21 protein-coding genes are annotated in these 25,985 nt (G+C 57.3%); 10 read left to right on the top strand and 11 right to left on the bottom strand.

Annotation, left to right across the window (positions count from 1 at the left end):
- The first annotated feature begins 37 nt into the window (after positions 1-37).
- Both AAFH99_RS11580 and AAFH99_RS11575 read left to right on the top strand, forming a co-directional pair.
- Complete coding sequence (locus AAFH99_RS11580) at positions 38-1,300, top strand: efflux RND transporter periplasmic adaptor subunit (protein ID WP_406827808.1); 1,263 nt, start codon at positions 38-40, stop codon at positions 1,298-1,300.
- On the top strand, positions 1,297-4,461 hold the full coding sequence (locus AAFH99_RS11575) for an efflux RND transporter permease subunit (protein ID WP_406827807.1): 3,165 nt from the start codon (positions 1,297-1,299) through the stop codon (positions 4,459-4,461). Before AAFH99_RS11580 ends, AAFH99_RS11575 begins: the two co-directional genes overlap by 4 nt.
- Before the next feature lie 290 nt (positions 4,462-4,751).
- Here AAFH99_RS11575 and AAFH99_RS11570 read toward each other — a convergent pair whose 3' ends face one another.
- From AAFH99_RS11570 to phhA, 6 genes are all read right to left on the bottom strand, one after another.
- Positions 4,752-5,054, bottom strand: a complete 303-nt coding sequence (locus AAFH99_RS11570) for a type II toxin-antitoxin system RelE/ParE family toxin (protein ID WP_081847875.1) — start codon at positions 5,052-5,054, stop codon at positions 4,752-4,754.
- Positions 5,051-5,293, bottom strand: coding sequence for a type II toxin-antitoxin system ParD family antitoxin (locus tag AAFH99_RS11565; RefSeq protein ID WP_406827806.1), 243 nt, complete (start codon positions 5,291-5,293; stop codon positions 5,051-5,053). Before AAFH99_RS11565 ends, AAFH99_RS11570 begins: the two co-directional genes overlap by 4 nt.
- Before the next feature lie 582 nt (positions 5,294-5,875).
- Positions 5,876-7,045: a cation:proton antiporter gene (locus AAFH99_RS11560; RefSeq protein ID WP_043316038.1), complete on the bottom strand. Its 1,170-nt coding sequence runs from the start codon at positions 7,043-7,045 to the stop codon at positions 5,876-5,878.
- 176 nt (positions 7,046-7,221) lie between these two features.
- Complete coding sequence (locus AAFH99_RS11555; RefSeq protein ID WP_406827805.1) at positions 7,222-8,901, bottom strand: aminotransferase class V-fold PLP-dependent enzyme; 1,680 nt, start codon at positions 8,899-8,901, stop codon at positions 7,222-7,224.
- A gap of 71 nt (positions 8,902-8,972) precedes the next feature.
- Complete coding sequence (locus AAFH99_RS11550; RefSeq protein WP_406827804.1) at positions 8,973-9,443, bottom strand: Lrp/AsnC family transcriptional regulator; 471 nt, start codon at positions 9,441-9,443, stop codon at positions 8,973-8,975.
- A gap of 293 nt (positions 9,444-9,736) precedes the next feature.
- The gene (phhA, locus tag AAFH99_RS11545) at positions 9,737-10,537 is read right to left on the bottom strand and encodes a phenylalanine 4-monooxygenase (protein WP_406827803.1); all 801 of its coding nucleotides are present in this window, start codon (positions 10,535-10,537) and stop codon (positions 9,737-9,739) included.
- Between the two features lie 218 nt (positions 10,538-10,755).
- Here phhA and AAFH99_RS11540 point away from each other — a divergent pair, with 218 nt between their 5' ends.
- On the top strand, positions 10,756-12,186 hold the full coding sequence (locus AAFH99_RS11540; RefSeq protein WP_406827802.1) for a TyrR/PhhR family helix-turn-helix DNA-binding protein: 1,431 nt from the start codon (positions 10,756-10,758) through the stop codon (positions 12,184-12,186).
- Between the two features lie 156 nt (positions 12,187-12,342).
- On the opposite strand, the gene AAFH99_RS11535 is transcribed toward AAFH99_RS11540, so the two are convergent.
- Positions 12,343-12,687 (bottom strand): DUF962 domain-containing protein, encoded by a 345-nt coding sequence (locus tag AAFH99_RS11535; protein ID WP_197023736.1) that lies wholly within the window; start codon positions 12,685-12,687, stop codon positions 12,343-12,345.
- A 250-nt stretch (positions 12,688-12,937) separates the two neighbouring features.
- Between AAFH99_RS11535 and AAFH99_RS11530 the strand changes: the two genes are divergently transcribed.
- From AAFH99_RS11530 to AAFH99_RS11515, 4 genes are all read left to right on the top strand, one after another.
- Positions 12,938-14,161: a CaiB/BaiF CoA transferase family protein gene (locus AAFH99_RS11530; RefSeq protein WP_406827801.1), complete on the top strand. Its 1,224-nt coding sequence runs from the start codon at positions 12,938-12,940 to the stop codon at positions 14,159-14,161.
- Positions 14,162-14,333: 172 nt separating this feature from the next.
- Complete coding sequence (locus AAFH99_RS11525) at positions 14,334-16,010, top strand: carbon starvation protein A (protein ID WP_406827800.1); 1,677 nt, start codon at positions 14,334-14,336, stop codon at positions 16,008-16,010.
- 52 nt (positions 16,011-16,062) lie between these two features.
- A complete protein-coding gene (locus tag AAFH99_RS11520) occupies positions 16,063-16,356 on the top strand; it encodes a cory-CC-star protein (RefSeq protein WP_197023737.1) in 294 nt (97 codons plus the stop codon).
- A gap of 19 nt (positions 16,357-16,375) precedes the next feature.
- Positions 16,376-17,413 (top strand): ArsA family ATPase, encoded by a 1,038-nt coding sequence (locus AAFH99_RS11515; protein WP_051686868.1) that lies wholly within the window; start codon positions 16,376-16,378, stop codon positions 17,411-17,413.
- Between the two features lie 32 nt (positions 17,414-17,445).
- Here AAFH99_RS11515 and AAFH99_RS11510 read toward each other — a convergent pair whose 3' ends face one another.
- On the bottom strand, positions 17,446-18,015 hold the full coding sequence (locus AAFH99_RS11510) for a DUF934 domain-containing protein (RefSeq protein ID WP_406827799.1): 570 nt from the start codon (positions 18,013-18,015) through the stop codon (positions 17,446-17,448).
- On the bottom strand, positions 17,999-19,663 hold the full coding sequence (locus AAFH99_RS11505; protein WP_406827798.1) for a nitrite/sulfite reductase: 1,665 nt from the start codon (positions 19,661-19,663) through the stop codon (positions 17,999-18,001). Before AAFH99_RS11505 ends, AAFH99_RS11510 begins: the two co-directional genes overlap by 17 nt.
- 294 nt (positions 19,664-19,957) lie before the next feature.
- On the opposite strand from AAFH99_RS11505, the gene AAFH99_RS11500 reads away from it, so the two are divergent.
- A complete protein-coding gene (locus AAFH99_RS11500; protein WP_255343161.1) occupies positions 19,958-20,092 on the top strand; it encodes a hypothetical protein in 135 nt (44 codons plus the stop codon).
- 169 nt (positions 20,093-20,261) lie between these two features.
- Here AAFH99_RS11500 and AAFH99_RS11495 read toward each other — a convergent pair whose 3' ends face one another.
- Positions 20,262-20,477 (bottom strand): DUF2970 domain-containing protein, encoded by a 216-nt coding sequence (locus tag AAFH99_RS11495; protein ID WP_043316054.1) that lies wholly within the window; start codon positions 20,475-20,477, stop codon positions 20,262-20,264.
- Positions 20,478-20,596: 119 nt separating this feature from the next.
- Positions 20,597-24,304, bottom strand: coding sequence for a methionine synthase (gene metH, locus AAFH99_RS11490; protein WP_406827797.1), 3,708 nt, complete (start codon positions 24,302-24,304; stop codon positions 20,597-20,599).
- Between the two features lie 229 nt (positions 24,305-24,533).
- On the opposite strand from metH, the gene AAFH99_RS11485 reads away from it, so the two are divergent.
- On the top strand, positions 24,534-25,223 hold the full coding sequence (locus AAFH99_RS11485; protein WP_043316057.1) for a type 1 glutamine amidotransferase domain-containing protein: 690 nt from the start codon (positions 24,534-24,536) through the stop codon (positions 25,221-25,223).
- A gap of 105 nt (positions 25,224-25,328) precedes the next feature.
- The gene (gene nfuA, locus AAFH99_RS11480) at positions 25,329-25,931 is read left to right on the top strand and encodes a Fe-S biogenesis protein NfuA (protein ID WP_043316059.1); all 603 of its coding nucleotides are present in this window, start codon (positions 25,329-25,331) and stop codon (positions 25,929-25,931) included.
- Positions 25,932-25,985 lie beyond the last annotated feature (54 nt).

The following is a 25,985-nucleotide window of genomic DNA, read 5'->3' as shown; positions in this document are numbered from 1 at the left end:
CAGACGGACAATTAGAAACTGTATTTCAGGAGCTGTCATGCTGAATAAAATCAACTGGAATATCGCCATCCCGATCCTGCTGATCGTGCTGGCGTCCGTCGTCTCCAGTTGGCTGCTGCGGGAAAAACCCACCATGCAGCGCGGCGAACGCAAAGCGCCACCATTGACCGTGGAAGTGGCCACTGCCGAGTACGGGCAGTTTCCGTTAACCATCAAAGCACTCGGCAAAGTGATCGCCCGCGAGCAGGTGGAGCTTCAACCGCAGGTGGATGGCCGTGTTGACTGGCTCGATTACGACCTGGGCCCGGGTTCAACCCTGGTGAAAGGGCAGCCACTGATGCGCATTGAGCGCGAACCCTACGAACTCGCCCTGCAGTCCGCACGCAGCACGCTGGCCGAGCGCCGCGCGGAATTGCAGCAGGAGCAGGGCCAGCGCCTGGTTGCTCAAGAAGAATTTGAGTTGTTGGGGCGTTCGCTGCCGGATGCGGATCAGTCCCTGGTGTTACGGGAGCCGCAGTTGGCCGCTGCCCGCGCGCGCATGGATGCGGCGCAGGCGCAGGTAAAACTGGCGCAGCGGGATCTCCGCCTCACCGAAATCCGTGCCCCGTTCAATGCACTGCTGGTCTCGCGCACTGTGGACGTGGGGGATCGGGTGGCGCCGGGAACCGTGCTCTATTCGCTGGCCGGGGCGGACCGCTTTCAAATTGAGGTTGAGGTGCCGGCTCGGCAGCTTCCACAGCTGAATACTCCCAAAGCCACCGTGCAGATTCGCGGTAGCCAGTGGCCCGAAGGTACATACCGGGAAGGCCGGTTTGTGCGCGTCATACCGGTGCTGGAAGAGCAGGGCCGCCTCGCGCGAGTGCTGGTAGAGCTGGACGATCCGCTCGGCCTGAAAAAGCCCGGCTTACCGCAACTGTTACTCAATGATCTGGCGCGGGTGCAAATCACCGGTCAGGCCGCCGGTCAACAAGTACGCATTCCGCTGACCGCGCTGCAGGACGGCAATCGGGTATGGGTGGTGCGCGATGGTAAGATTCATATTCAATCGGTGCAGTTGTCCCACTACGACGATGAGTTCGCCATTCTCGAAAGCGGATTGCGCGGTGGGGAACTGCTCGTCACCACACGCCTGGCCAGTGTCACCGAGGGCATGCCTGTGCGTACAGCCGGTACAGGTAAAGAAACCGGTAAAGAATCTACCGATGGCAATCCGCGGCGAAACCGTGCGGAGGGCCCGCCAGAACTCCCGGAGAACTCCCGCAAAGCGCGCCAGCAGGGCACCGATGGTGAACGTGGATGAGCAACCCGAACGATCCAATGGACAGAGCCCATCGCGGACCCCGCCCGGCCATCGATACCAGCCGCGGCGCCATCGCGTGGATGACTCACAACCATGTCACCGCCAACCTGTTGATGCTGGTGTTCCTCATCGGCGGCCTGATTTTTTCCCTCACCATCAAGAAGGAGGTATTTCCGGAATTCAGCCTGGATATGGTGAGCGTCAATATCTCTTACCCCGGAGCCAGTCCGGAAGAGGTCGAGCGCGGAGTCTTGGTGCCCGCAGAGCAGGCGGTGACCGGCCTTGAAGGGATCAAGGAGCTGCGCGGAAGCGCCGGCGAGGGCAATGCCAGCCTGACCCTGGAGCTGGACGAAGACGCCAATGCCAACAAGGTATTCCAGGATGTGCAGGCGGCCATCGACCGGGTTTCCACATTTCCTTCGGATATTGAACGCCCCCAGGTGAGCCTGGCGGAGCGCAAGCGGGACGTGCTGGATCTGGTCGTGCACGGGCAGGTGGACGACCGCACCCTGCGGGCGGTTGTGATGCAGGTGTACGACAAGCTGGAGGCGCATCCGGACATCACCCAGCTGGAAGCCTATGGCGTTAAGGATTTCGAAGTGGCGATCGAGGTGCGGCGGGATGACCTGCGCCGCTATAACCTCACGCTTGCGGCCATCGCGCAGCTGGTGCGAAATGCCGCGGTCGACGTTCCCGCCGGCGGTGTGAAATCGGAAGCCGGAGAAATTCTTGTCCGGGTAACCGAGCGCAAAGACTGGGCGCGACAGTTTGGCGATATCGTCATCGCTCAGAGTGCGGGTGGCGGTACCGTGCGCCTGAAAGACGTGGCGACGATTCGGGATGCGCTGGTGGATGAACCGCGCAATATGGTTTTCAACGGTGAGCCGGCTGCCGGTATCGACGTGTTCCGGATCGGTGATCAGACACCAATGAGTGTCAGCGACGCTACCCACGAAGTGTTGCAGGAGTTGCAGGAAACCCTGCCGCCGGGTATGCAGGTGACGGTGCGCGATGACGACTCGGAAATTTTCAAGGAGCGCCTTTCGCTACTGCTGAAAAACGGGTTTATTGGTCTGTTACTGGTGTTTGTGGTGCTCGGTGCATTCCTGGAGTTGCGCCTCGCATTCTGGGTGACCCTTGGTATTCCCATCAGTTTTTTGGGTGCGCTGTTGTTCCTGCCGGCGATGGATATATCCATCAACATGGTCAGCATGTTTGCGTTCATTATTGCCCTTGGGATTGTGGTGGATGATGCGATCATCGCGGGGGAAAATATTTATGAATGGCGCCAGCGGGGCTACAGTAATTTTGACGCGGCGATAGCAGGTGCCCGCCAGGTAGCGGTGCCGCTCACCTTCGCCATTCTCACCAATATAGTTGCGTTTATTCCGCTGACCGAGTTGCCCGGGTTTATGGGTAAAATCTTCGGTGTCATTCCGTTTGTGGTGGGTGCGGTATTTGTTATTTCCTGGGTGGAAGCACTGTTTATCCTGCCCGCACACCTTGCCCATTCCAAGCGGGGCTATAAAAGTCGCTCGGCACGTCGTCTCGCCGCACGCCAGAAACTGATCGCGCGGGGGCTGGACCGGTTTGTGGAGCACCGCTTCAAGCCGGTACTCGATGCCTGCGTGCGCCACCGTTACATCACCATTTCCATTTCTCTCGCCATTCTGATTGTGATGACCGGCTACGCGGCCAGCGGGCGTATGGGTTTTACCCTGATGCCGCGAGTAGAGCGGGACTCCGGTCGGGTACAGGTGACTTTTCCGCCGGGCACCTCCGAAGCGCAGCTTGAGCGCGCGCGCACCCAGATTATGGGGGCCGCCGATCGCATTCTCGAAGAGACCGGGCGTGAAGGGATATTTATCGGAATGCGCGGCCTGATTCGCAACGATTCCGTGCAGGTTGATGTTTACCTCACACCGGGCGATCAGCGGGAAGTGACCACCGGTGATTTTGTGCGGCGCTGGCGGCGCGAGGTGGGGCCGGTGCCGGGAGCACTGAGTTCCAGTTTTGCCAGTGACCGGGGTGGGCCGGGGGCCGGGCCTGCACTCACGGTGGAGTTGCGCCATGCGGACACGGATATGCTGGAGCAGGCCGCTACCCAGCTGTCACAGGCGCTGCAGGCATTCCCTTCGGTGGGTGATATCGATGCCGGTGTTTCTCAGGGTAAACGACAACTGGACCTGACCCTTACCGATACCGCAAAAAGTCTCGGGCTGACGGCAGAGGATATCGGCCGGCAATTGCGTGCTTCACTATACGGCGCCGAGGCCATGCGTCAGCAGCGGGGCAGGGATCAGGTAAAAGTCATGGTGCGCCTGCCGGAAGAAGAGCGGGTAACCCTGGACGATGTCAACAACATCATGATCCAGGCCGGCAACGGTCTGTGGTTACCTTTGCCCGATCTGGTGGTCATTGATCAGGGGCGAGCCTATGCCAGTATCAATCGCAGGGAAGGGCGGCGGGTAATGACCGTCACGGCCAACGTGGAACCGGCAGATCAGGCGGCGCTGGTCATTAACGAGCTGAACGAGACGACCATGCCGCAATTGCGCGCACAGTTTCCCGGCCTGAGTATTTCCTATGAAGGGCGGCAGGCGGAAGAGCGGGAGGGGCTCTCGTCCCTGGGTATGACCTTTTCGCTGACGCTGGCTGTGTTGTACTTCCTGTTGGCGATTCCGCTAAAGAGTTATATTCAGCCGCTTACGGTAATGGTTGCCATCCCGTTCGGTGTCATCGGCGCGATTCTCGGGCATCTGGTTATGGGGTACGGCCTCAGCATGGTCAGCCTGTTGGGCATGGTGGCCCTCGCCGGCGTGGTGATCAATGACACTCTGGTGATGATCGAATACGGCAACCGCCTGCGCGCAAAGGGCATGCCAATCACCGACGCCATCAAGGCCGCCGCCGCCCGCCGTTTCCGCCCCATCATCCTCACTACGGTAACCACCTTTTGTGGTTTGATGCCGATGATCTTTGAGACGTCGGTACAGGCGAAATTTATGATTCCAATGGCGATTTCCTTGGGCTACGGGATTCTTGCCGCGACCACGATTTCATTACTCCTGGTGCCGTGTTTGTTTTTGATGTTTTCGAGAGATCTTCCTGAGTTATTTGGGATGCTGAAACGCCGTGTAAGCAAAAGCGCGGCAGCTTGATTACCGATACGCGGACTGGAGTTGAGGGTTAAGCGTAACTGAAAGAAGGGCTGCATATCGGTCACGCTCATCACTATTTCTGTGGGCGCGGTTTGGCCGGGAAAATCTATTTTAATTAATGGTTTACGGCTATTTCGGTTTTGGCGGATAGTGGACAGGGTGATCAGTTTTCAGAATGTGATATCGGATACGTGTAAGGTAAGATCGTCGACTTTTTTGGGGTTTCTGACAGGCTAGGGGGAGGTTGGGTGCCTAACGAACAGCGGTAGAGCGACAGCCAGCGCTGGGCGCTAAATGCCTAGGAGCTTCGGTCTAATATCCATGCTCTGGTGAAGAATTCTGATTATTTCAACGCAGTTATTTTCAGAAATTTTATAGAAAATAACGTGAGCGCCGTGTGGAATTTTCCGGTAGCCAAGTTTTATATCTTCGCAGCCAACTCCAGAAAGAGGGGATTCTGCGAGCTCATGAAAGGCATCGTCAAATTTTTTTATGTAGGCATTCCGCTGAACTATTCCCCAGTGATGTTCAGTAAATCTGGCGATACCTCTCAAGTCATCTTTAGCTTTACGGCTTAATTTAAATGAACTCATGGAGTTTTCTTTTCATCAAGCTCGGCAATAAATGACTCATAGGTATAATCGGTGAATCCACTTTGCTCGCCTTCCTGGAGCAGTGACCGGAGTGTTTCCAGTTTGGTTTCGGTGTCCTCGAGTAGCCGCAGACCTGCGCGAACCACCTCACTTGCGGAGCCATAGCGACCACTGGCTACTTCTTTGGCTATAAACTTGTCAAAATGTGACCCAAGGGTCATGCTGGTGTTTTTGGCCATACCGCCTCCTGGTACCAATAAGTACCTAAATATGGTATCGAGAGGGTGGGTTGTCAAGTACTCCGAACATGCACTTAATTGGGTAACTTTTACCGAGACGCGCTATTTTTCCGAGGCCAGTGAATATGGAATCTTGTCCGGTTTGCAAAGGTAATGCCGTTGCTCGGCCTCCGGAATGGAGCGGTGGTCGAATGACGGTTGTATGCCAAAATTGCGGAAATTACGAAGTTTCCCCCAAATTGTATCGCGAACTTTGCCCATTGCCGGAGACTGATTGGCGAATCGAACGGTTGCGCTCGGAACTTGTGGACACAGCTGACCCAAAAATGATTTGGGAGCCTACTGCGAATATCCCAGCGTTTGCGACCATCGATGCAGATAAGCCCACAAAACTCCAGAAGAGGTTTTTGAGAGCGAAAGCCGAAGGGAAAACGATAACGATTGGAACCATCTTTCGTGCAGGTGGAGCAGACGATGAGCCCGGAAAATAACTGTCAGATGTAGTCCCGACTTTTTTGCCTGATCACGTCCAGTCAACTGTGCGTTGCCGTCGCCTAATAGCGACGTCTCAAGTGTCGCGGATCAATCCCGCCGCAACTCATCCTTAATCGCAATAGGGTTGGGGAAATTCAATACCACGATATACGACGATACCAGGAAGGTCAGGATCGCTGTGGCCTGAATCAGGTGTGAGGCCTGGCTGCCGATCAGCTGTTGGCTGACGGCGAGGAAGGCAATCAGCAGGGAGAATTCGCTGATCTGGCCGAGGCGGAAGCCGATGTCCCACGCGAGTATTTTGCGTTCGCTCTGCTGTCCGAGCAGGTAGCGAAACACCACCGGTTTGATGATCAGTACCGCTGTCGCGGCCACCAGCGCGGGGATGGCGATTTCCGGCACCATATCCAGATGGAACTGGGCCCCGAGACTGAAGAAGAACAGAATCAGGAAGAAGTCCCGAAGCGGCTTGAGGCTGAGGGCAATGTATTGGGAGATCGGACTGGTCGCGAGGGTAATACCAGCAATGAACGCGCCGATTTCCCGTGAAAGTCCCACCACTTCTGCCAGCTCCGCAACTCCCATACACCAGCCCAGCGCGAGCAGGAATACGTATTCGTGGAAACGGTCGAATTTTGCCAGTAGCGGTTGCAGCACATAGCGCACTGCGCCCCAGGCAAAAGCGATCAGTAACGGCAGTGCCGCAAAAGAAGTACCCAGGCGAGCGAAGTCGACAGAGCCGGTGCTGCCGCTCAGCAGAATCATCAGACAGGTAATGGCGACAAAGTCCTGAAACAGCAGCAGGCCGACCATCATTTCACCCAGGTGCTTGTGATGCAGCACAGTGGTCGGCAGCAGCTTGATACCAATGATTGTGCTGGAAAACATCATGGCCATACCGATCACCCACGACTCGGTGTCGGTAAACCCGAACAGGTGCCCAATGGCGTAACCGAGTCCGAGAAACAGCGCACAGCTGATCAGGCCAACAAAGGTGGCTTTGCGCAGCACTGAAATCAGCGCTTTCGGCTGCATGTCGAGGCCGAGCAGAAACAGCAGGAAAATAATGCCGATGCTGGACATCTCTGCCATCAGCGCAACATTGTCGATAACACCGAAGACCGAAGGACCGAGGAGGCAGCCAAGGGCGATGTAGGCTACCAGCAACGGCTGACGCCCCCAGAGCGCAAGGGAGGCCACAACGGCAGCGCCACTGAAGATCAGGAAGAACGACTGGAACAGGGAGGTCTCAGGCACTGCGCATCCTTGAAGCAGACTGGATTATTGCTCGGGCAGTCATTATCGGCGGGTAGTGCGTGCGGTTTCAACCTGGGATCTGATTGAGCGTCATGCCGGACTTGATCCGGCATCCAGGGTCTGTGGGGCTGGATACCGGCATTCGCGGGTATGACGTTGGGAGAGGACAAATTGCTTTAGATCTGAAACCAGCGCAGTACCTCACCTTCTTTCGACAGTACCGGCTGCTCACATACTTCTCCCGGTGGATTTGCCAGAATGGATCTCGCCTGTTGAATAAACTCAGGTAAGGGCGTTGCCACTTTTGCCGGCGCACTGCCGCCCATATCAAAACCGAGAGGGATGGGCGCGCCCGCTTCAATGCCCTGGTAGCGCCAGACCCCGTGGCTTGCATCGTATTGATAGAAGGGCAGCATGCGGTGGCCGTGCTCCGCGATCAGCTCTATCGCATCAATCAGGTAGTCGACGGTTTCTTCATCCAGGAAATAGTTGAAGTTCAGTCGTACCCAGCCCGGTTTCAGAATACTTTCCCCCTCGCTGACGAGCCTTTCGATGGCGGTGCTCTGCTCGTCGGTCAGGTGCAACAGGTGGTGTCCGTAGGGGCCCGCACAGGAGCAGCCACCGCGGACCTGTATACCGAACAGATCATTCAGCAGGGCGACCACAAAGCCGTGGTGGAGGGGTTTGCCGGCGTGGAGTAGATGCAGTGAGACGATACTGACCCGCCGGGCTTGGGTGCCGCCGAGGATCTGGATGTTGGGGTTGTGGCACCAGCGCTCAAACGCACGGGTGAGCCAGTAATCCTCCCGGGCCTCGATGATGTCGGCACCGACCTGATCTTTGAGTGCAAACGCCATGCCCGCACGTACGGATTCCACAATGGCAGGGGTGCCGGCTTCTTCGCGCCGTTCGCCCGCGGGCAGGTAGGTGTGGCGTGCGGGGCTGACCCAGGATACGGTGCCACCGCCGGTTACCGCGGGTTGGCTTTCCGGCAGCAGGTCGCGGCGCAGAACCAGAATACCCGGTGTGCCCGGACCGCCGACAAACTTGTGCGGTGAAACAAACAGTGCGTCTTTGCTGGTCAGCTCACCGTCACCGTGCGCATCGATTCCGACGTAGGGCGCTGCTGCGGCATAGTCCCAGAACGACAGGGCGTTGTTCTGGTGCAGCAGGCGGGTTACCGCGTCTACGTCGGTACGAATGCCGGTGACGTTGGAGGCGGCGGAGAAACTGCCAATCTTCAGTGGCCGGTCCGCATATTGATCCAGAGCCTTCTGCAGCGCCTCGAGGTCGACGCCGCCCAGATTGTCCTGGGGAATGGTGACCACTTCGGCAACGGACTCACGCCAGGGAAGGTCGTTGGAGTGGTGTTCGTAGGGGCCGATAAATACCACCGGGCGTTTGTCATCGGCAATGCTGCCCGCGTCGCCGCCGAAGCGTTTGTAGCTGTCCTTGCGTAACCCGAGACAGTCCACCAGGCGGTTCACCGCGGCGGTGGCGCCGGAGCCGCAGAAGATAATCGCGTGGTCCTCGCCAGCATTCACGGACTTGCGTACGGCCGCGCGGGCCTGCTCGCGAAACGCAGTGGTCTGGCGGCCGGTGGCGGAGGTTTCGGTATGCGTATTGGCGTACCAGGGTAATACCTGGTTGCGGATGGCGTCCTCAATAAACTGCAGTGCACGGCCGGAGGCGGTGTAGTCCGCATAGACCAGCGGTCGCTCGCCGAAGGGCGTTTGCATGGGCATGCGCTCGCCGATGACATTATCGCGGATCCGTTGCAGCAGTGCGGTGGTTTCAGGTGTGCAGGATGGGGCAGTGGGCGCCTGGTGGGCGGTATTATTGGTCGAATTGTTCATGGCAACCTCAATGTACTGCGCCCGCGAGGATCACTCGCGGGTGTTATTCAGAGTCAGACATTGAGCGGGCGCTATTCACCGGTTGGTATTGGCAGCTCCGTGGTGCTCTTGATCTGCTCCATGGCAAACGTGGAGGATACGTCGGAAATCCCGGAATGGCCGATCAGCTTTTTGTAGAAGCGGTCGTAGGCGGCTACGTCGCTGACAACAATACGCAGGACGTAGTCGTAGTCGCCCGCCATACGGTAGCAGTCGACCACCTCTGGCAATTCGGCCATGGCGCGGGCGAAAGATTCCGCCCACTCTGCGGTGTGCTGGTTGGTTTTCACCTGGGCGAAAACCGAGACCGGCAGGCCGAGGACTTCGGCATCAAGCAGGGCCACCTTGCGACGTATGATGCCGCTTTTCTCCAGTTTCTGTATCCGGCGCCAGCACGGGGTCTTGGTAAGGCCCACGCGCTCGGCCAGCTCTTCGATGGAGAGGCTAACATCAGATTGAAGAATGGCAAGAAGTTGTCGATCAATCGCGTCGAGTGAGGACATAGTGCTACAGCGCTCCCAAAAACGCGGGGATCGGTTCCATTATTCACTGTCTGCGTGCAGTCCCTTGCAACAAAATACCCCGGTAATTTTTAAAGGCACAGCGAGATCCGACATTGGCGGGCCTTTGAAGAATCGTTTGCTGTGCCCCGTGTCTTGCCCGTAACGATAATCTCAGTATTTCCACATCAGTAGTGGAATTTTTCCCTCCACTTATGACCATCAAAAAAGCCGGGCAATGCCCGGCCACGCTACAGGGGAGATGTAGGAATTTTGTTTTGTGAGGGCCGTTTCCCTTACGCCGCTTCTTTGGGCGGGAACATAGGCTCGAAGAGCCCCGCGGCCATGGCCTCGCGCACTCGCGCCATCAGATCGATTTCTGTGAGCTGCTGGAGCTCTTCCAGATCACTCAATACGTAGTAAATCGGCTGCACTATGTCGATGCGGTAAGGCGTGCGCAGGGTATCCACCACCTCGAACGGGGCGCGCACCGGTTCTTCGCTGAGGGCGTACAGGGTTTCCTTGGGCGACGACAGTATCCCGCCACCGTAGATGCGCAGGCCGTCTTTGGTGTTCAGCAGACCGAACTCCACGGTGAACCAATAGAGGCGGGCCAGATAGGCGCGCTCTTTCGGTGATGCGTTGAGGCCAAGCTCGCCGTACTTCTGGGTAAAGTTGGCAAAGGCCGGATTGGTGAGCATGGCGCAGTGGCCAAAAATCTCATGAAAGATATCCGGCTCTTGCAGGTAGTCGAATTCTTCTGGGGAGCGGATAAAGGTGGCAACCGGGAACTTGCGTTCCGACAGGAGTCGGAAAAAGGTCTCGAAGCCAATCAGTGCAGGTACCCGGGCAGTTTCCCAGCCGGTTTCACGACGCAGAACACGACTGACTTCTTCCAGCTGTGGAATGCGGTCCTGGGGGAGGTTGAGTAGCTCCAGGCCGTGCAGGTATTCATCGCAGGCGCGACCGGGTACCACCTTCAGTTGCCGTTCAATCAGGCGTTGCCAGGTCTGGTGCTCCAGATCCGTATAGGCAATAAAGCCTTCGGCATTGGGTTCACGGGCTACGTACTTACTGGGCTTTTTGCTGCTGCTCATGACTATCTCCGCGGTGGGCGGTCACGGATATGCCGCCACATCTGTTTTTATCGTCTCTCTATTCTTAGACATCTGTGCCGGGGTGCGGCAGGGGAGGTGAGGTAAAACCGGCCTACTCGGGCGCCCGCTGGCTACACTTTCTGTAAATTTAGGTTTACAGTCTGGGTATGAGAGTTGAAATTACTTGCAGCGATCGAGTGGGTATTTTGCAGGAAATTATGGCTGTATTTGCTGATTTCCGGATAAATGTACGCACTGGTGAAATTGGCGGAGACAGTGGGGACAAGGTCTACCTGTGGGCGCCTGGACTGCTCATCACCCAGTTTCAGTCCATCGAGAAGGCGCTGCAGCGGGTTACCGGTGTTCGGAAGGTGCGCCGGATTGACCTGATTCCCTCGGAACGGCGCCACTTCGAACTGGATACCTTGCTGCGGCATGTGGCAGATCCGGTGCTATCTGTCGATCCGGAAGGGCGCATCATTGCGGCCAACCTTGCGGCAGCCAGGGCGTTTGGTGTGAGCCTGGAGCAGGCACCGGGCATGCAGTTGCAGCGCTTCCTGCCGCGTTTACAACTGGAAGAGCTGCTGCGAGGTCTTACTGCGCCCCGTTACGGTTTCCCCGTTGCCGTGCGCGGTCGCCCCTATACCCTGGACTGGTCCCCAATCACGCTGGACGATGCCCCCGGTGCGGTTGCTTCGCTGGCGGGGGCTGTGCTGACCTTGCAGCCTCGGGCTGCCAGTGCCGGGGAAACCACCGCGCAGGTGCCACCGGAGCCCCAGGTGCTTTGGGATCTCGATCTGCGTCGCCATTGCTGTCTGCAATTGCAGCAGCTTGCGCCACTGAGTGCGCCGCTGCTGATTTTGGGTGAACGGGGAAGTGGCAAAACCACTTTTCTGAATGCGGCCTATTACCTGAGCCCGCTGGTGGAGCGCGGCAGGGTATATCGCTGCTGTGGTGAAGAACTGAACCGGCAACGTATTGAATACCTTGCCGACCTCTCTGCTGAAACCGTGGTGTTGTTGGATGACCTGAATACCGTGCCGGTTGAGGTTCAGAGGCACCTGGCGGAAATGGTTCTGCAGCGCCATTTCAGGCCGCGACTGATTCTGACCGCCACGCAGCTCGGCGGACTCGCGCCGGCAGTGCAGCAATTGTTTTCAGGCTGCTGCATTCAATTACCGCCACTGCGCGCTATGCGCCCTGCAATCGCGCGCTTTTGTGCCCTGATGGTCGATCAAATCTCTCGCAGTGCTTCAGAAACCCTTGGCACGGCGTGGCAAGGCGGCGAACCCGACACGATTTCAGATCAGTTGAAATTAATGGACTGGCCGACAAATTTCATTGGGCTGGAGGAGCAGCTCAGGGCGGCAATTGCACATTTGCGTGCCCGCGGTGGGGCGTATTTATCCATTGACGACTTTTCGGCGGTAGCGGAACAGGGTTCGGGTCCAGTGCAGGAGTCTTGGAGCGCCTGGGGGCGCGGATTGACACTGGCGGAGCAGATGGAAAAAGTCGAGCGGGGGGTTCTGGAGGAGTTACTGCAAAGCCAGCCCAAAAGGCTGCGCTCCAGCCGCGCGCTGGCTCGGCGGCTGGGCATCTCCCATACCGCTGTCGCCAACAAATTGCGCAAATATGGGCTGGCCGACTAGTGGTCCATGCGGAAAGTTGTGTAACTGTTCGCTTCGCCAATGCGTCCAGCTCTACGTTGAGAAAGCTTGAAATAGAACCACTATTCCTGCGCTTTCTCGCCTTGATCTGAACGCTTTGGCTGTGCTCCTTAGTTACCGAACTTCCCGCATGAACCACTAGCGCTCGATCTTTCCGATCAGCATGTCCTTGAACATTACAAAGTCGCCCCACAGGGAGTAAAACGGATTTTTAAACGTGGCAGGGCGGTTGTGTTCGAAAAAGAAGTGGCCAACCCAGGCGAATCCGTATCCGGCCAGTGGCACTGCGTACAGCAGTGGCCAGTTTTGCGTGGCAACAGCGGCAATCACCAGTCCAATCACCAGCGTAGTACCGACAAAGTGCAGTCTGCGACAGGTCAGGTTGCTGTGTTCATTCAGGTAAAACGGGTAGAACTCGCGGAATGAATTGAAGCGCGGAGTTTCCTGCCCGTCATTCGATTGCTGCATGGTGTTCTCTGCCATCTCGCTATCCTGTTTATTGCTTATTGTATGTAGGCGTAAGTTTTATGTTGGATGAAAGTTGCTATTCCGGATTCTAACCAGAACCCGGTACCCAACGTTGGTCTGAAAGGGACATTGCCGCTTCTGATGCACTTACAGACCGATCAGTTTCGACTGCACCTGAGGGTTCTGTTAATCTTCGCTCCAAATTTGTGATCACGTTTTTGGGCGGTGGCCGCTTCGGCGCTGTCCATGACTACAAGGAATCGCCATGTCTGGTCCTCTTTCCCACCTGAAAGTCCTTGATCTCAGCCGTATTCTCGCCGGTCCCTGGGCCAGCCAGGTATTGGCGGATTTCGGTGCCGAGGTCATCAAGGTTGAACGCCCGTACAAGGGTGATGATACCCGGCACTGGGGTCCTCCCTACCTTAAGGACTCTGAAGGGCAGGACACCGACGATGCCGCGTACTATCTCAGCGCAAACCGCGGCAAAAAGTCCATTACCGTGGATATTACCCAGGCCACCGGCCAGAAGCTGATCAGGGAACTGGCGCAGCGGTGCGACATCCTGCTGGAGAATTACAAGGTAGGCGGGTTGGCGAAATACGGTCTCGATTACGACGCCATCCGCCAGATCAATCCGCGCATTATCTACTGCTCGATCACCGGCTTTGGACAGACCGGTCCCTACGCCAAGCGCGCCGGTTACGATGCCATGATCCAGGGGATGGGTGGTCTGATGAGTATTACCGGTGTGCCCGAGGGGCAACCGGGTGCCGGGCCGCAGAAGGTGGGGGTCGCGGTGGCGGATTTGATGACCGGGATGTACGCGGTCTCAGGCGTTTTGGCCGCGGTGATTCACCGGGATCAGACCGGCGAGGGGCAGCACATCGATCTGGCGCTGCTCGATACACAGGTGGCGTGGCTTGCCAATCAGGCACAAAACTATCTGACATCCGGCGTCAGCCCGGAGCGCCAGGGCACCGCGCACCCGAACATCGTTCCCTACCAGGCGGTACCCGCGAGCGACGGTTATTTTATGCTGGCGGTAGGCAACGACAGCCAGTTCCAGAAGTTCTGTCAGATTGCGGGGCTGGATGAGCTCGCCGCAAATCCGGCTTATGCCACCAATCGCGACAGGGTGAAAGCCCGCGACACGCTGGTACCCCTGATCGAATCCGCTACCGCCAGCAAACCCGCAGCCTGGTGGCTGGAACAGTTGAGTGCCGCCCACGTGCCCTGCGGGCCCATCAATAACCTGCAGCAGGTATTTGCGGATCCGCAGGTAATGGCGCGGGGTATGGTGGTTGAGCAGCCGCATCCGCAGGCCGGCAGGGTGCGCACGGTGCGCAACCCCCTGGAGTTCTCTGCATCACCGCTGCAATACCAGCAGGCGCCGCCGACCCTTGGCGAGCACACGCAGGTTGTACTGGAAGCCGAGCTGGGCCTGTCGCCGGGTGCGATAGAAGATCTGCGCGCACAGGGGGTTATCTGACGCGGCTCGTTTGATCGCTGCTTCGAGGGGCGCCTTTCTATCGAGGTACGCCGGTCGACGTGTGCCTATTTGCGCCAATATAAAGAGCGTTGCGCCACAGGCCGTGTAGGTTTAGACGACTGCGCTAGTATCACAGCAATAAAGCTAACAGCACAAAATAAGGAAACTGTGCATGAGCGCGATATTGCTGATGGTACTCGGCCTGGGTGGCATGGCTGCGGGCTATTTTTTCTATTCGCGCTTTATTGCCGAGCGCATTTACCGGTTCGACCCTGACTTCATTACCCCGGCGCACGAATTCGAGGACGGTGTGGACTATGTGCCCACCAACAAGTTTGTACTGTGGGGGCATCATTTCACCTCAGTTGCCGGTGCCGCGCCGATTGTGGGTCCGGCAATTGCCGTTATCTGGGGTTGGCTGCCCGCGTTTCTGTGGGTCGTCTTCGGCACCATCTTCTTTGCCGGGGTGCACGACAGCGGTGCTATCTGGGCCAGCGTGCGCAATCGGGCGTTGTCGGTAGGTTCCCTGACCGGGCACGTGGTCGGCAAGCGTGCACGCAGCATCTTTATGATCGTGATTTTCTTGGTACTGCTGATGGTCAACGCCGTGTTCGGGGTGGTGATCGCCGGGCTGTTAATCAACAACCCGGGCTCGGTAGTGCCAATCTGGGGGGCAATCGCGGTAGCGCTGGTCATTGGCCAGCTGATTTACCGGTTCAAATTCAATCTCGCACTGGTATCCCTGTTCGGGGTGATAGCCCTGTACGCGCTGATTTATGTCGGCCCTTCGGTGCCGGTTTCTTTGCCGGAAACGGTGGTGGGTCTATCCAGCAAAGCCGCGTGGATTCTGATTCTGTTTGCCTACGCCGCGGTCGCCTCTCTGTTGCCGGTATGGGTGCTGCTGCAACCCCGGGATTACATCAATGGTCTACAGCTGTTTGTCGGGTTGATCCTGCTGTATTCCGCGGTGCTTATTGCGAGCCCGGAGCTGGTGGCACCGATGATCAATCACCAGGTGCCGGAGGGCGCGCCACCGTTGATACCATTGTTGTTCGTAACGATTGCCTGCGGTGCCATCTCCGGATTTCACGGACTGGTGGCTTCCGGCACCACGTCCAAGCAATTGAATAAAGAAACCGATGCGCGCTTTGTGGGGTACTTCGGGGCGATCGGCGAGGGCGCGTTGGCGCTGGCAGCGATTATTGCAGCCTGTGCGGGGTTTGCGTCGCTGGGCGATTGGCAGGCCGTATACAGTGCCTTTGGCCAGGGTGGCGTGCAGGCCTTTGTGGATGGCGGCGCGGCCATTCTCAATCAGGGGGTGGGTATTGATGCGGCGGTTTCCGGCACCATGCTGACGGTGATGGCGGCGCTGTTTGCCGGCACCACCATGGATACCGGCTTGCGCCTGCAGCGCTATATCTTCCAGGAGTTTGGTGAGATTTACGGCATTCGCTGGCTCGGGAAGCCTTTGCCGGCCACGATGATGGCGGTGGCCTGCTGCGTGTTGTTGGCATTCGGTGCAGGTGGCGCGGACGGCTCAGGAGGGCTCCTGATTTGGCCGTTGTTCGGCACCACCAATCAGTTGCTGGCGGGACTCACTCTGCTGGTGATTTCGGTGATGCTGGTGCGTTTGAATCGCCCGGTTTGGGTCACTCTGGTTCCACTGGTCTTCCTGTTGCTGATGACGCTGGCCGCACTGCTGATTCAGCTAAATGAGTTTTACCAGAAAAATGACTGGTTCCTGCTGAGCCTGGACCTTGTGGTCCTCGTCGCTGCAATGCTTGTGACATTGGAATGTGTTTCGGCCTTTAAAAAGCCGGCTTCAGAAATTGGTGGCGAAGAGCTGTGATACACGCGCACTAATCTGAAACTGGTCGAAAACTGCTGAGGAGGGTGTAACCGTGGATGGCGAAAACACGTCTGGGCTGCCGAGAAACCTGAAGCTGGTGTTCCGTCGTATCAGCGCTCAGCTGGATGCCTATTACAACGCGCCTTATCGCAGTGCGCTGGCGCGGGCGGCGCGGGATGAGGAAGATCTGTTTATGCTGCTGATCTACGCCGAGTCCCTGGGTATTCCCAATCCCGTCAGTTTTTACACCCTGGAATTGCAGCCGCAAATGCTGGAGCGATTTCATCAGTGGCACCGGCGTATGGGGATGGAGCGTTCGCCATTGGATGAAATGCGTTGCTGCTAACCGAAGAGCCCATAACCCCATGACATTATCTATCGACCTGGAACAATTGTTGCGCCGCAAACTGATCATGGTGGGCGGCAAAGGCGGGGTTGGCAAAAGTACGATGGCAGCCACTCTGGCGACGATCGCCGCCGGTCGCGGGCTGAAGACGTTGCTGGTATCCACCGATCCCGCGCACAATCTCGGTGACCTGTTTGGGTGTAAAATCGGCTCTGCCGGATGCGAGATTCCCTGGAGCGCCGGAAACCTGAATGCGCTGGAGATTAATCCGGAGTTCGCGCTGGAAAGGTATCTCGAATCCGTGCGGCAGCAGATGCTCCCGCATGTGGCCATGGCTTTGCGTGGACAGCTGGAGAAACAGTTGCACCTTACCCGCCACTCTCCCGGAGCGGAAGAAGCGGCGCTTCTGGATGAAATCACGCGGTTGATTCAGAACCGCGATGAATTTGATTTGATGATCTTCGATACGGCACCTACCGGCCATACCCTGCGGCTGCTTTCCCTGCCCGTGGTTATGTCGGCATGGACAGAGGGGCTAGTTGCGCAGAAAGAGCGCGCTGGGCGTTTTCGGGATGTGCTCGGGAAGTTTGCCGGGCCTGCAGAGACGCCGAATCAGACCGTGAGCGCGCAACTGGCGCCGCTTCTGGAGCGTCAGACACGTTTTCGTGAATCCGCGAATACGCTCAAAGACCCGCAACTCAGCGCCTTTGTATTTGTCATGACTGCAGAAATGCTTCCGTTGAACGAAACCCGGCGAGCGGTGTTAGCGCTCAAGGGCAGCGGGATTCCGGTTGCCGGTCTTTTGCTGAACCGGTTACTACCGGAAGAGGCCGCAGAGATTCCCTTTTTGCGGGGGGGCTGGGAGTGCCAGCAGCGGGTACTGCGTCAGATAACGGAACAGTTAGGCGGGTTGCCCAGCCTGGCATTACCGATGACAGGAAACATTCTGCAGGGCAGGGAAGGGTTGCAGTGGTTGGCTTCACAACTGGTGAAAGCGTCAGAATCTGGCGACCGGAGACAAAAACAGCCCGGCAGTGAGACTGTCGGGCTGTTATAGAGGCTCGCTACTACTTACTTACGCAAGGTAAGTTATGCGAGTGCGCGACGGCGATGAATCGGCAGGGGCTGATCCACCGCTGACTGGTAGCTGTCCGTGAAATCCTGCATGGATTCCAACAGTCCTGCCAGAGGCTGTTCGCCCTGGAAAGCAAAGCTGTTGAAGCCACAGCGGGTCAGGTAAGTCAGCTGGTCGCGGATAAAATTACCCACCGCACGCAGTTCGCCGGTAAAACCATAGCGCTGGCGCAACAGGCGGCCGGCGGTGAATGCACGGCCATCGGTGAACGCGGGGAAGTGAGCGGCGATCAGCGGCAGTTCGCTGGCGTAGTCGCCAATCAGGTCCGCGGTTTCATCGCTGTCCAGCCACACGCCGATCTCTGCTTTGCGGCCCTGCAGGTCTTCTCGCAATTCCAACCACACACTCAAGGGCAGAATTACCTTGCCTGGTGCCAGGTTGCTCGCGCTGATCTTTTCATCGCCGCCCAGCGGCAACAGATTCCATTCGTTTTCGACAACCGCACCGTCAACAATCAGTTGCGCCGGGTTTTCCGGTTGCGCGCCTACAGGCTTTTTCGCGGAGAGGTTAGCTGGCTTTGGCATATACGCGCTCCTTAAATGGCTGCAGCCCGATGCGGTTGTAGGTGTCGATAAAGAATTCTTCCGGTTGACGGTTCTCTACGAACACATCCAGAATCTTACCGATGGTTTCCGGCATTTCTTCGCGGGAGAAGCTTGGCCCCAGAACCTTGCCCAGGCTGGCTTTCTCGTTGGAGTTGCCGCCCAGCTGAACCTGGTAGAACTCTTCGCCTTTCTTGTCGACGCCGAGAATGCCGATATGACCAATATGGTGATGGCCACAGGCATTCATGCAACCCGAGATATTCAGGTCCAGGTCGCCCAGGTCGTAGAGGTAATCCAGGTCGTCAAACTTGCGCTGGATGGCTTCCGCAACCGGAATGGATTTGGCATTGGCCAGGGAGCAGTAGTCACCGCCCGGGCAGCAGATCATATCCGTGAGGGTGCCGATGTTCGGTGTCGCGAAGCCGTGCTTGCGGGCTTCCTGCCACAGCTCGAACAGCTGTTCCTGCTCCACGTCTGCCAGAACCACATTTTGTTCGTGGGTGACGCGCACTTCGCCGAAGCTGTATTTGTCGGCGAGATCGGCGATGGCTTCCAGCTGGCGATCGGTAACGTCACCCGGTGGAATACCGGTAGGTTTGGTGCTCAGCGTGACGGCCTGGTAGCCGTTGACGCGGTGGGGGAAGGTGTTGCGCTCCAGCCAGCGCGCGAAAGCCTTGTCCTCACCGGACTGGTCTCGCAGAACCGCTTCACCGTGCCCTTCGCTGAACGTCTTATACGCGGGCTCCGGGAAGAAACGCTTGGACCACTCGATGGCTTCTGGGGTCAGCTCTTCGGCACCGTCTTTGATCTGTTCCCACTCCGCTTCAACGCGCCGCGCAAACTCTTCTGCGCCCATGGCTTTCACCAGAATCTTGATGCGAGCCTTGAACTTGTTGTCGCGGCGGCCCAGCTGGTTGTACACGCGGACGATGGCTTCCAGATAGGAGAGCAGGTGCGTCTCAGGCAGGAAGTCGCGAATGGCAACGCCGATGATCGGGGTACGGCCCAGGCCGCCACCCACAAATACCTGGAACCCGGTTTCGCCCTGGTCGTTCTTGACGATCTGCACACCGATATCGTGGGCGCGAATGGCCGCACGGTCCTGTTCCGCGCCGCACACCGCAATCTTGAACTTGCGTGGCAGGAAAGCGAATTCCGGGTGAAAGGTGGACCACTGGCGAATGAGTTCGCAATAGGGGCGGGGGTCGATCAGTTCATCGCGGGCTACGCCGGCAAACTGGTCGGTGGTGGTGTTGCGGATGCAGTTACCACTGGTCTGCACTGCGTGCATTTCCACTTCCGCGAGTTCCGCGAGAATATCGGGTACATCTTCCAGATTCGGCCAGTTGAGCTGGACGTTCTGGCGGGTCGTGAAGTGCGCATAGCCCTTATCATACTTGCGGGTAATGTGCGCCAGTCGACGAACCTGAGCGCTGTTCATCAGCCCGTAGGGCACCGCGATGCGCAACATGGGCGCAAGGCGCTGCACATAGAGGCCATTCTGCAGTCGCAGAGGCAAAAATTCTTCTTCGCTCAGTTCGCCGGCGAGATAGCGTTCTGTCTGGCCGCGAAACTGGGCCACCCGTTCCCGGATCAGCTTGTGGTCCTGTTCGTCGTATCGATACATAAGAGCTTGATTCCATTGCATTTTTGCGCTGGTCTTACAGCGCCCAGAGGGTCTTCTGGAGCCTACCTATGACCCTGAGTGGCGCATAACATACCAGCCGCCTTATACAAAAAATAACAATTTTTTTCGCTACCTTAGTAACCGGCAGTTATAAGTGGTTTGTCCGTCTATAACTGGCGAATTAGTGCGCGGTTGCACCCCTCGTGGGGATTTGATCTACTTGAGAAACCGCACTTTTACGCGGTGCTGCTACCTTTAAAACAATAATGATTTCTTGAGAGACGGAGTATTCCGATGAACGATCAAGCGGTAAGAGATGTAGTAGTTGTATCCGACGATAGCGATAACGTTGTAGACGCCATTGCGGCGGTGGCACTGGTGGCCATCTTCGTCGCGACCTGTGTTTACTGGGTTGCCTCGCAGGGCTAGACCCGACGACACTGAATACTTAGCCTAGGCCCATTCAGGTATTGTGCGGAAGCATTCAATGGGTCGAGGCTTAACTTGCGAATGATTCTTTTTTCCGGCGGGGCGCCGCCGGAGAAGGGCTCGTTTGCCTGATTCCACTCTTTCAGCCCCATGAGTTGGTGCGGTCTGTTCAGCCCATATTGCTGAGAACAGTTTTCACTACCAGCACCAGGGTCAAGACAAACAGTGTGGTGAAAATAATCCCCGCCGCGATATAGGCCTTGAAGCTCCCGCCTTTGAAATCCCTTTCCCGGTTTCTATTCGACTGAACGCCGATGGCGGCGGCCAGGATGCTCAGCGCGATCTGGCCGAAAGACGGCTTGGATTGTTTGTTGTCTTCTTTCATTTCCTTTCGCCTCAACTCCGCGGTTGTTGGTGGATGCGCTGCGCTTATCCACCCTACATGAAGTTCCCACCCAACCTTAGGGTGGATAAGCAAAGCGCATCCACCACTAAACCACAAAATCAGTCTTCCAGGTTAGGCCGCAGCCAGCGTTCCAGTTCATCAACACCCATTCCCTTGCGTTCAGCCAGGCTTTCCAGCTGGTCACGAGAAATCTTGCCCACATTAAAATACTTTGACTCCGGATGTGCAAAGTACCAGCCGCTGACGGCAGCGGCGGGCATCATGGCGTAGCTGGAAGTCAGTTCAATCCCGGCGTTTTCTTCCGCATTTAGCAGGTCGAACAGGGTGGCTTTTTCCGTGTGGTCGGGGCAGGCCGGATAGCCAGGTGCAGGGCGAATACCGCTGTAGGCTTCCTTGATCAGCTGTTCGTTGCTAAGGGTTTCATCCGGCTGGTAGCCCCAGTAGTTTTTGCGGACTTCCCGGTGCAGGTATTCGGCAAGGGATTCCGCCAGTCGATCCGCCAGTGCCTTGACCATAATCGCGCTGTAGTCATCGTGTTTGGCCTCGTACTCCGCGGCCAGTTCGTCGGCGCCAATGCCGGTGGTTACCGCAAAGCCGCCTACATAATCTTCGACACCACTACCGACGGGGGCGATAAAGTCGGCCAGCGAGCGACACAGGCCATCGCCACCGCGTTTCTGTACCTGCTGGCGCATCTGGTGCAGACGGGCGCGCTCGGTGGTACGGCTTTCATCGGTGTAGACCACGATGTCGTCACCGTCCGCATTGGCCGGCCACAGGCCAAACACCGCGCGGGCTTTCAGGCGCTTATTGTCGATGATATCGGCGAGCATGGTCTGCGCATTTTTGAACAGATCCGTTGCGGCCTCGCCGACCACTTCATCGTTCAGGATCGCCGGGTATTTACCGGCGAGATCCCAGGCGATGAAGAAGGGGGTCCAGTCGATGGTGTCGACCAGTTTTTCCAGCGGAAAATCGTCCAGTACGGTAAGACCGGGCTTGTTCGGAACGACCGGTTTGTAGTTTGCCCAGTCGAACTGCGGGCCCGCCTTCAAGGCGTCGGGGTAAGACAGGCGCGGATCATTGCGTTTGCGGTTGGCGGTGCGCTCGCGCACTTTTACGTACTCATCCTGCACGCCTTTGATAAAGCCGGGACGCAGCTCGTCGGACAGCAGGTTGCTGGCGACACCCACCGCACGGGAGGCATCTGCCACATAGACCACCTGGTTGCGCTTGAATTGCGGGTCGATCTTCACTGCGGTGTGTGCCTTGGAGGTGGTGGCGCCGCCGATCAGCAGGGGGATATCAAAACCCTGCCGTTCCATTTCCGCAGCCACGTGCACCATTTCATCGAGCGAAGGCGTGATTAGGCCGGACAGGCCGATAATGTCGCAGTTCTTTTCCCTGGCGGTCTGAAGAATGGTTTCTGCTGGCACCATGACACCGAGATCGATCACCTCGAAGTTATTACAGGCCAGCACCACACCCACAATATTTTTGCCGATATCGTGCACGTCGCCTTTTACCGTGGCCATCAGGATGCGGCCATTAGGTTTACTGTCTGCGGTTTTTTCGGCTTCGATATACGGTTGCAGATAGGCTACTGCCTGCTTCATGACGCGCGCAGACTTCACCACCTGCGGCAGGAACATTTTGCCCTCGCCGAACAGGTCGCCGACCACGTTCATGCCGTCCATCAGCGGCCCTTCGATCACGTCCAGCGGACGCGCGGAGGCTGCGCGGGCCTCCTCGGTATCTTCTTCGATGAAATTGTTTATGCCTTTTACCAGCGCGTGTTCCAGGCGTTTATTCACCGGCCACTGGCGCCAGGCCAGATCTTCCTTGCGTTCGGCAGTGCTGCCATCGCCGCGGTATTTTTCCGCGATATCCAGCAGGGCTTCGGTGGCTTCATCGTTGCGATTGAGGATCACATCCTCCACCTTGTCCCGCAGCTCGTCCGGCAGGTCGCTGTAGACTTCCAGCATGCCCGCGTTGACGATGCCCATATTCATGCCGGCTTTTACCGCGTAATACAGGAATACGGAGTGGATGGCTTCGCGCACCGGGTTGTTACCGCGAAACGAGAATGACACGTTGGAGACGCCACCGGATACATTGGCGCCGGGCAGGTTCTGGCGAATCCAGCGGGTGGCTTCGATAAAGTCCACCGCGTAGTTGTTGTGCTCTTCGATACCCGTGGCAACCGCGAAGATATTCGGGTCGAAAATAATATCCGTCGGGTTGAAGCCGACCTTGTCCACCAGTACGTCGTAACTGCGCTTACAGATTTCGATCTTGCGCTCGAAGGTGTCCGCCTGGCCGGTTTCATCGAAGGCCATTACCACCACGGCGGCGCCGTAGCGCAGGCATAAGCGGGCCTTCTCGACAAATTCCTCTTCGCCTTCCTTCAGGCTGATGGAGTTGACAATGGGCTTGCCCTGGATGCACTGCAGGCCCGCTTCAATCACCTCCCATTTGGACGAGTCCACCATAAATGGCACCTTGGCGATATCCGGTTCGGTGGCGCACAGGTTGAGGAAGCGGCGCATGGCGGCGACGGAATCCAGCATCGCCTCGTCCATGTTGAAGTCGATGACCTGGGCCCCGTCTTCCACCTGGGTGGCGGCGATCTGCAGGGCGGTATCGTAATCCTCTTCCATGATCAGGCGCTTGAAGCGCGCGGAACCGGTGACGTTACAGCGCTCGCCCACGTTTACGAACAGGGCGTTTTCGTCGGCCACATAGGGCTCGAGGCCGGACAGCCGCAGAGCCGGTTTGATCTCGGGCAACTTGCGCGGTGGCAGATCGGCGACGGCATTGGCAATCGCGCGAATATGGTCGGGTGTGGTGCCGCAGCAACCGCCGAGAATATTCAGGAAGCCGGCCTCTGCGAACTCTTTCACGATCGCCGCGGTCTGTTCCGGAGTCTCGTCATACTCGCCGAACTCGTTCGGCAGGCCCGCATTGGGGTGGGCGGATACGTATCCTGCACAGACGCCGGAGAGCGCTTCTACATAGGGACGCAATTCGGTGGCGCCGAGGGCGCAGTTCAGACCGACAGAGAGCGGTTTGGAGTGGGCGATCGAGTAGTAGAAGGCCTCGGTGGTCTGGCCGGACAAGGTGCGTCCGGAGGCATCGGTAATGGTGCCGGAGATCATGATCGGCAGCTCAAAACCGCGCTGGTCAAATACTTCCTGTACCGCGTAGATGGCGGCTTTGGCATTCAGGGTATCGAAGATGGTTTCGATCAGGATCAGGTCAGAGCCGCCGTCGATCAGCGCATTGGTGGACTCTATATAATTGTCCACCAGTTCGTTGAAGGTCACGTTGCGCGCGCCAGGGTCATTCACGTCCGGGGAGATACTTGCGGTGCGGGAGGTTGGGCCCAGAACCCCGGCCACAAAACGCGGCCTCTCAGGTGTAGAAAGGGCGTCAGCCGCACGGCGGGCCACCTCTGCTGCAACCCGGTTCAGCTCTGGCACCAGGTCTTCCAGATCGTAATCTGACTGGGACAGTCGGGTCGCATTGAAGGTGTTGGTCTCAATAATATCGGCTCCTGCCTCGAGATATTCCTGGTGCAGGCGTTCGATCAGGTCCGGTTGAGTCAGGACCAACAGGTCATTATTACCCTTCAGATCCGAAGGGTAGTCAGCAAAACGCTCACCCCGGTAGTCTGCCTCTGCCAGCTTCTCCTGCTGAATCATGGTCCCCATACCGCCGTCCAGGATCACAATGCGCTCGCTAAGCGCTTTGTAGAGCTGTTGCAGACGTTGGTCACGGGACTGCTGAGACCGGTTCTCCGACATGGTGTTTTCCTTAATACCGGGGATCAAAAAAGGGCGGCAATCTTAGCACAATCCAGCGCCGTTTCAGGCCTTCAAAAGCATTGCAGAACCGTTCTGCATAACCTTGTAACCAAATGTTCTACTGCGGCCCTGCGACAAGGGTAGAAGCCGGGGTAACCAACCTCCATACAGGAGCCTATCGTTACAATTTCTGAACCAATGAAAACGCGCACTGGCACGAGGAGATCTTATGAAAATCCTGATGGTACTGACTTCACACGATCAGCTTGGAGATACCGGGGAGAAAACCGGCTTTTGGTTGGAGGAATTTGCGGCACCATACTACGTGTTTGTAGACGCCGGTGCTGAGGTCACACTGGCTTCTCCGAAAGGTGGCCAGCCGCCGTTGGATCCCAAAAGTGACGCGGATGATGCTCAAACTGCGGCGACCAGACGTTTTCGCGACGATCCCCTCGCACAACAGGCACTGGCGAATACCGAGCCTCTGGATACGGTGGATGCTGAGGGGTTTGATGCGCTGTTCTACCCCGGTGGGCACGGTCCTCTGTGGGACCTGGCGGAAGATCAGCGTTCCATTGCACTGATTCATGGGTTTTATCGGGCCAACCGGCCGATCGGAGCCGTCTGCCACGCACCGGCGGTATTTAAAAGCACCGTCGACGAGGATGGCGAACCCCTGGTGAAAGGTAAAAGGGTTACGGGTTTCAGCAACAGTGAGGAAGAGGGCGTGGGTCTCACCGACGTCGTGCCGTTCCTGGTAGAGGACATGCTCAAAGGCCATGGGGGCGAGTATGCGAAAGGGGACGATTGGGCTGAGTTCGTTATTTCCGACGGGCTGCTGGTGACCGGGCAGAACCCGGCCTCTTCAGAAGCGGCCGCCAGGGCGCTGCTCGGTACTCTGTCGAACGTGCAGAAGTAGGCGTTCGACGACGAATGGGTTGGCTGGTTTAAATTGACCGCGCATGGGCGTAGAATACCCGACATAAACGCTCAGTTATTTGAGCCTGGTAATTTGAGAAGGTCTATGTCAGAACAGTCGACAGAATTGAACGTCACCATTACCGAGTCAGCCCAGGAATATCTCCGTGACCTGCTGGCCAAGCAGGATTGTGAGGGTATTGCGATCCGTATGTTCGTATCCAACCCGGGTACACCGAATGCGGAAACCTGCATCGCCTACAGCCGTCCCGGTGAGGAGAAAGAGGGCGATCTGGAAATGCAGCTGGACGGGTTTAAGGCCTTCTTCGAGGGCCGGAGTATCCCGTATCTAGATGAGGCCCGGGTCGACTACTCTGCGGACAAGATGGGTGGGCAGCTTACCATTCGGGCACCCAATTCCCGCATGCCCAAGGTCACCGACGACAGTCCCATTGAGGATCGGATTAACTACGTGCTTTACAGCGATGTAAACCCGGGGTTGGCATCTCACGGTGGGCAGGTCAGTCTCGTAGAAGTGACCGAAGATATGTACGCGGTATTGAAGTTCGGTGGCGGCTGCCAGGGTTGCGGTATGGTGGATATGACCCTGAAAGAGGGCGTTGAGAAAACCCTGAAAGAAAAAGTACCGGAATTGGCCGGTGTTAAAGACATTACCGACCATACCGACAAGTCTCAGGCATATTATTGAGCCTGCTTTTCCGGAATTAAAAAACGCGGCATCAGCCGCGTTTTTTCGTTTGCT

It is taken from the genome of Microbulbifer sp. ARAS458-1 (genome assembly GCF_045348205.1).
GTDB lineage: Bacteria > Pseudomonadota > Gammaproteobacteria > Pseudomonadales > Cellvibrionaceae > Microbulbifer.
This window is presented reverse-complemented; position numbering and strand designations above follow the sequence as displayed.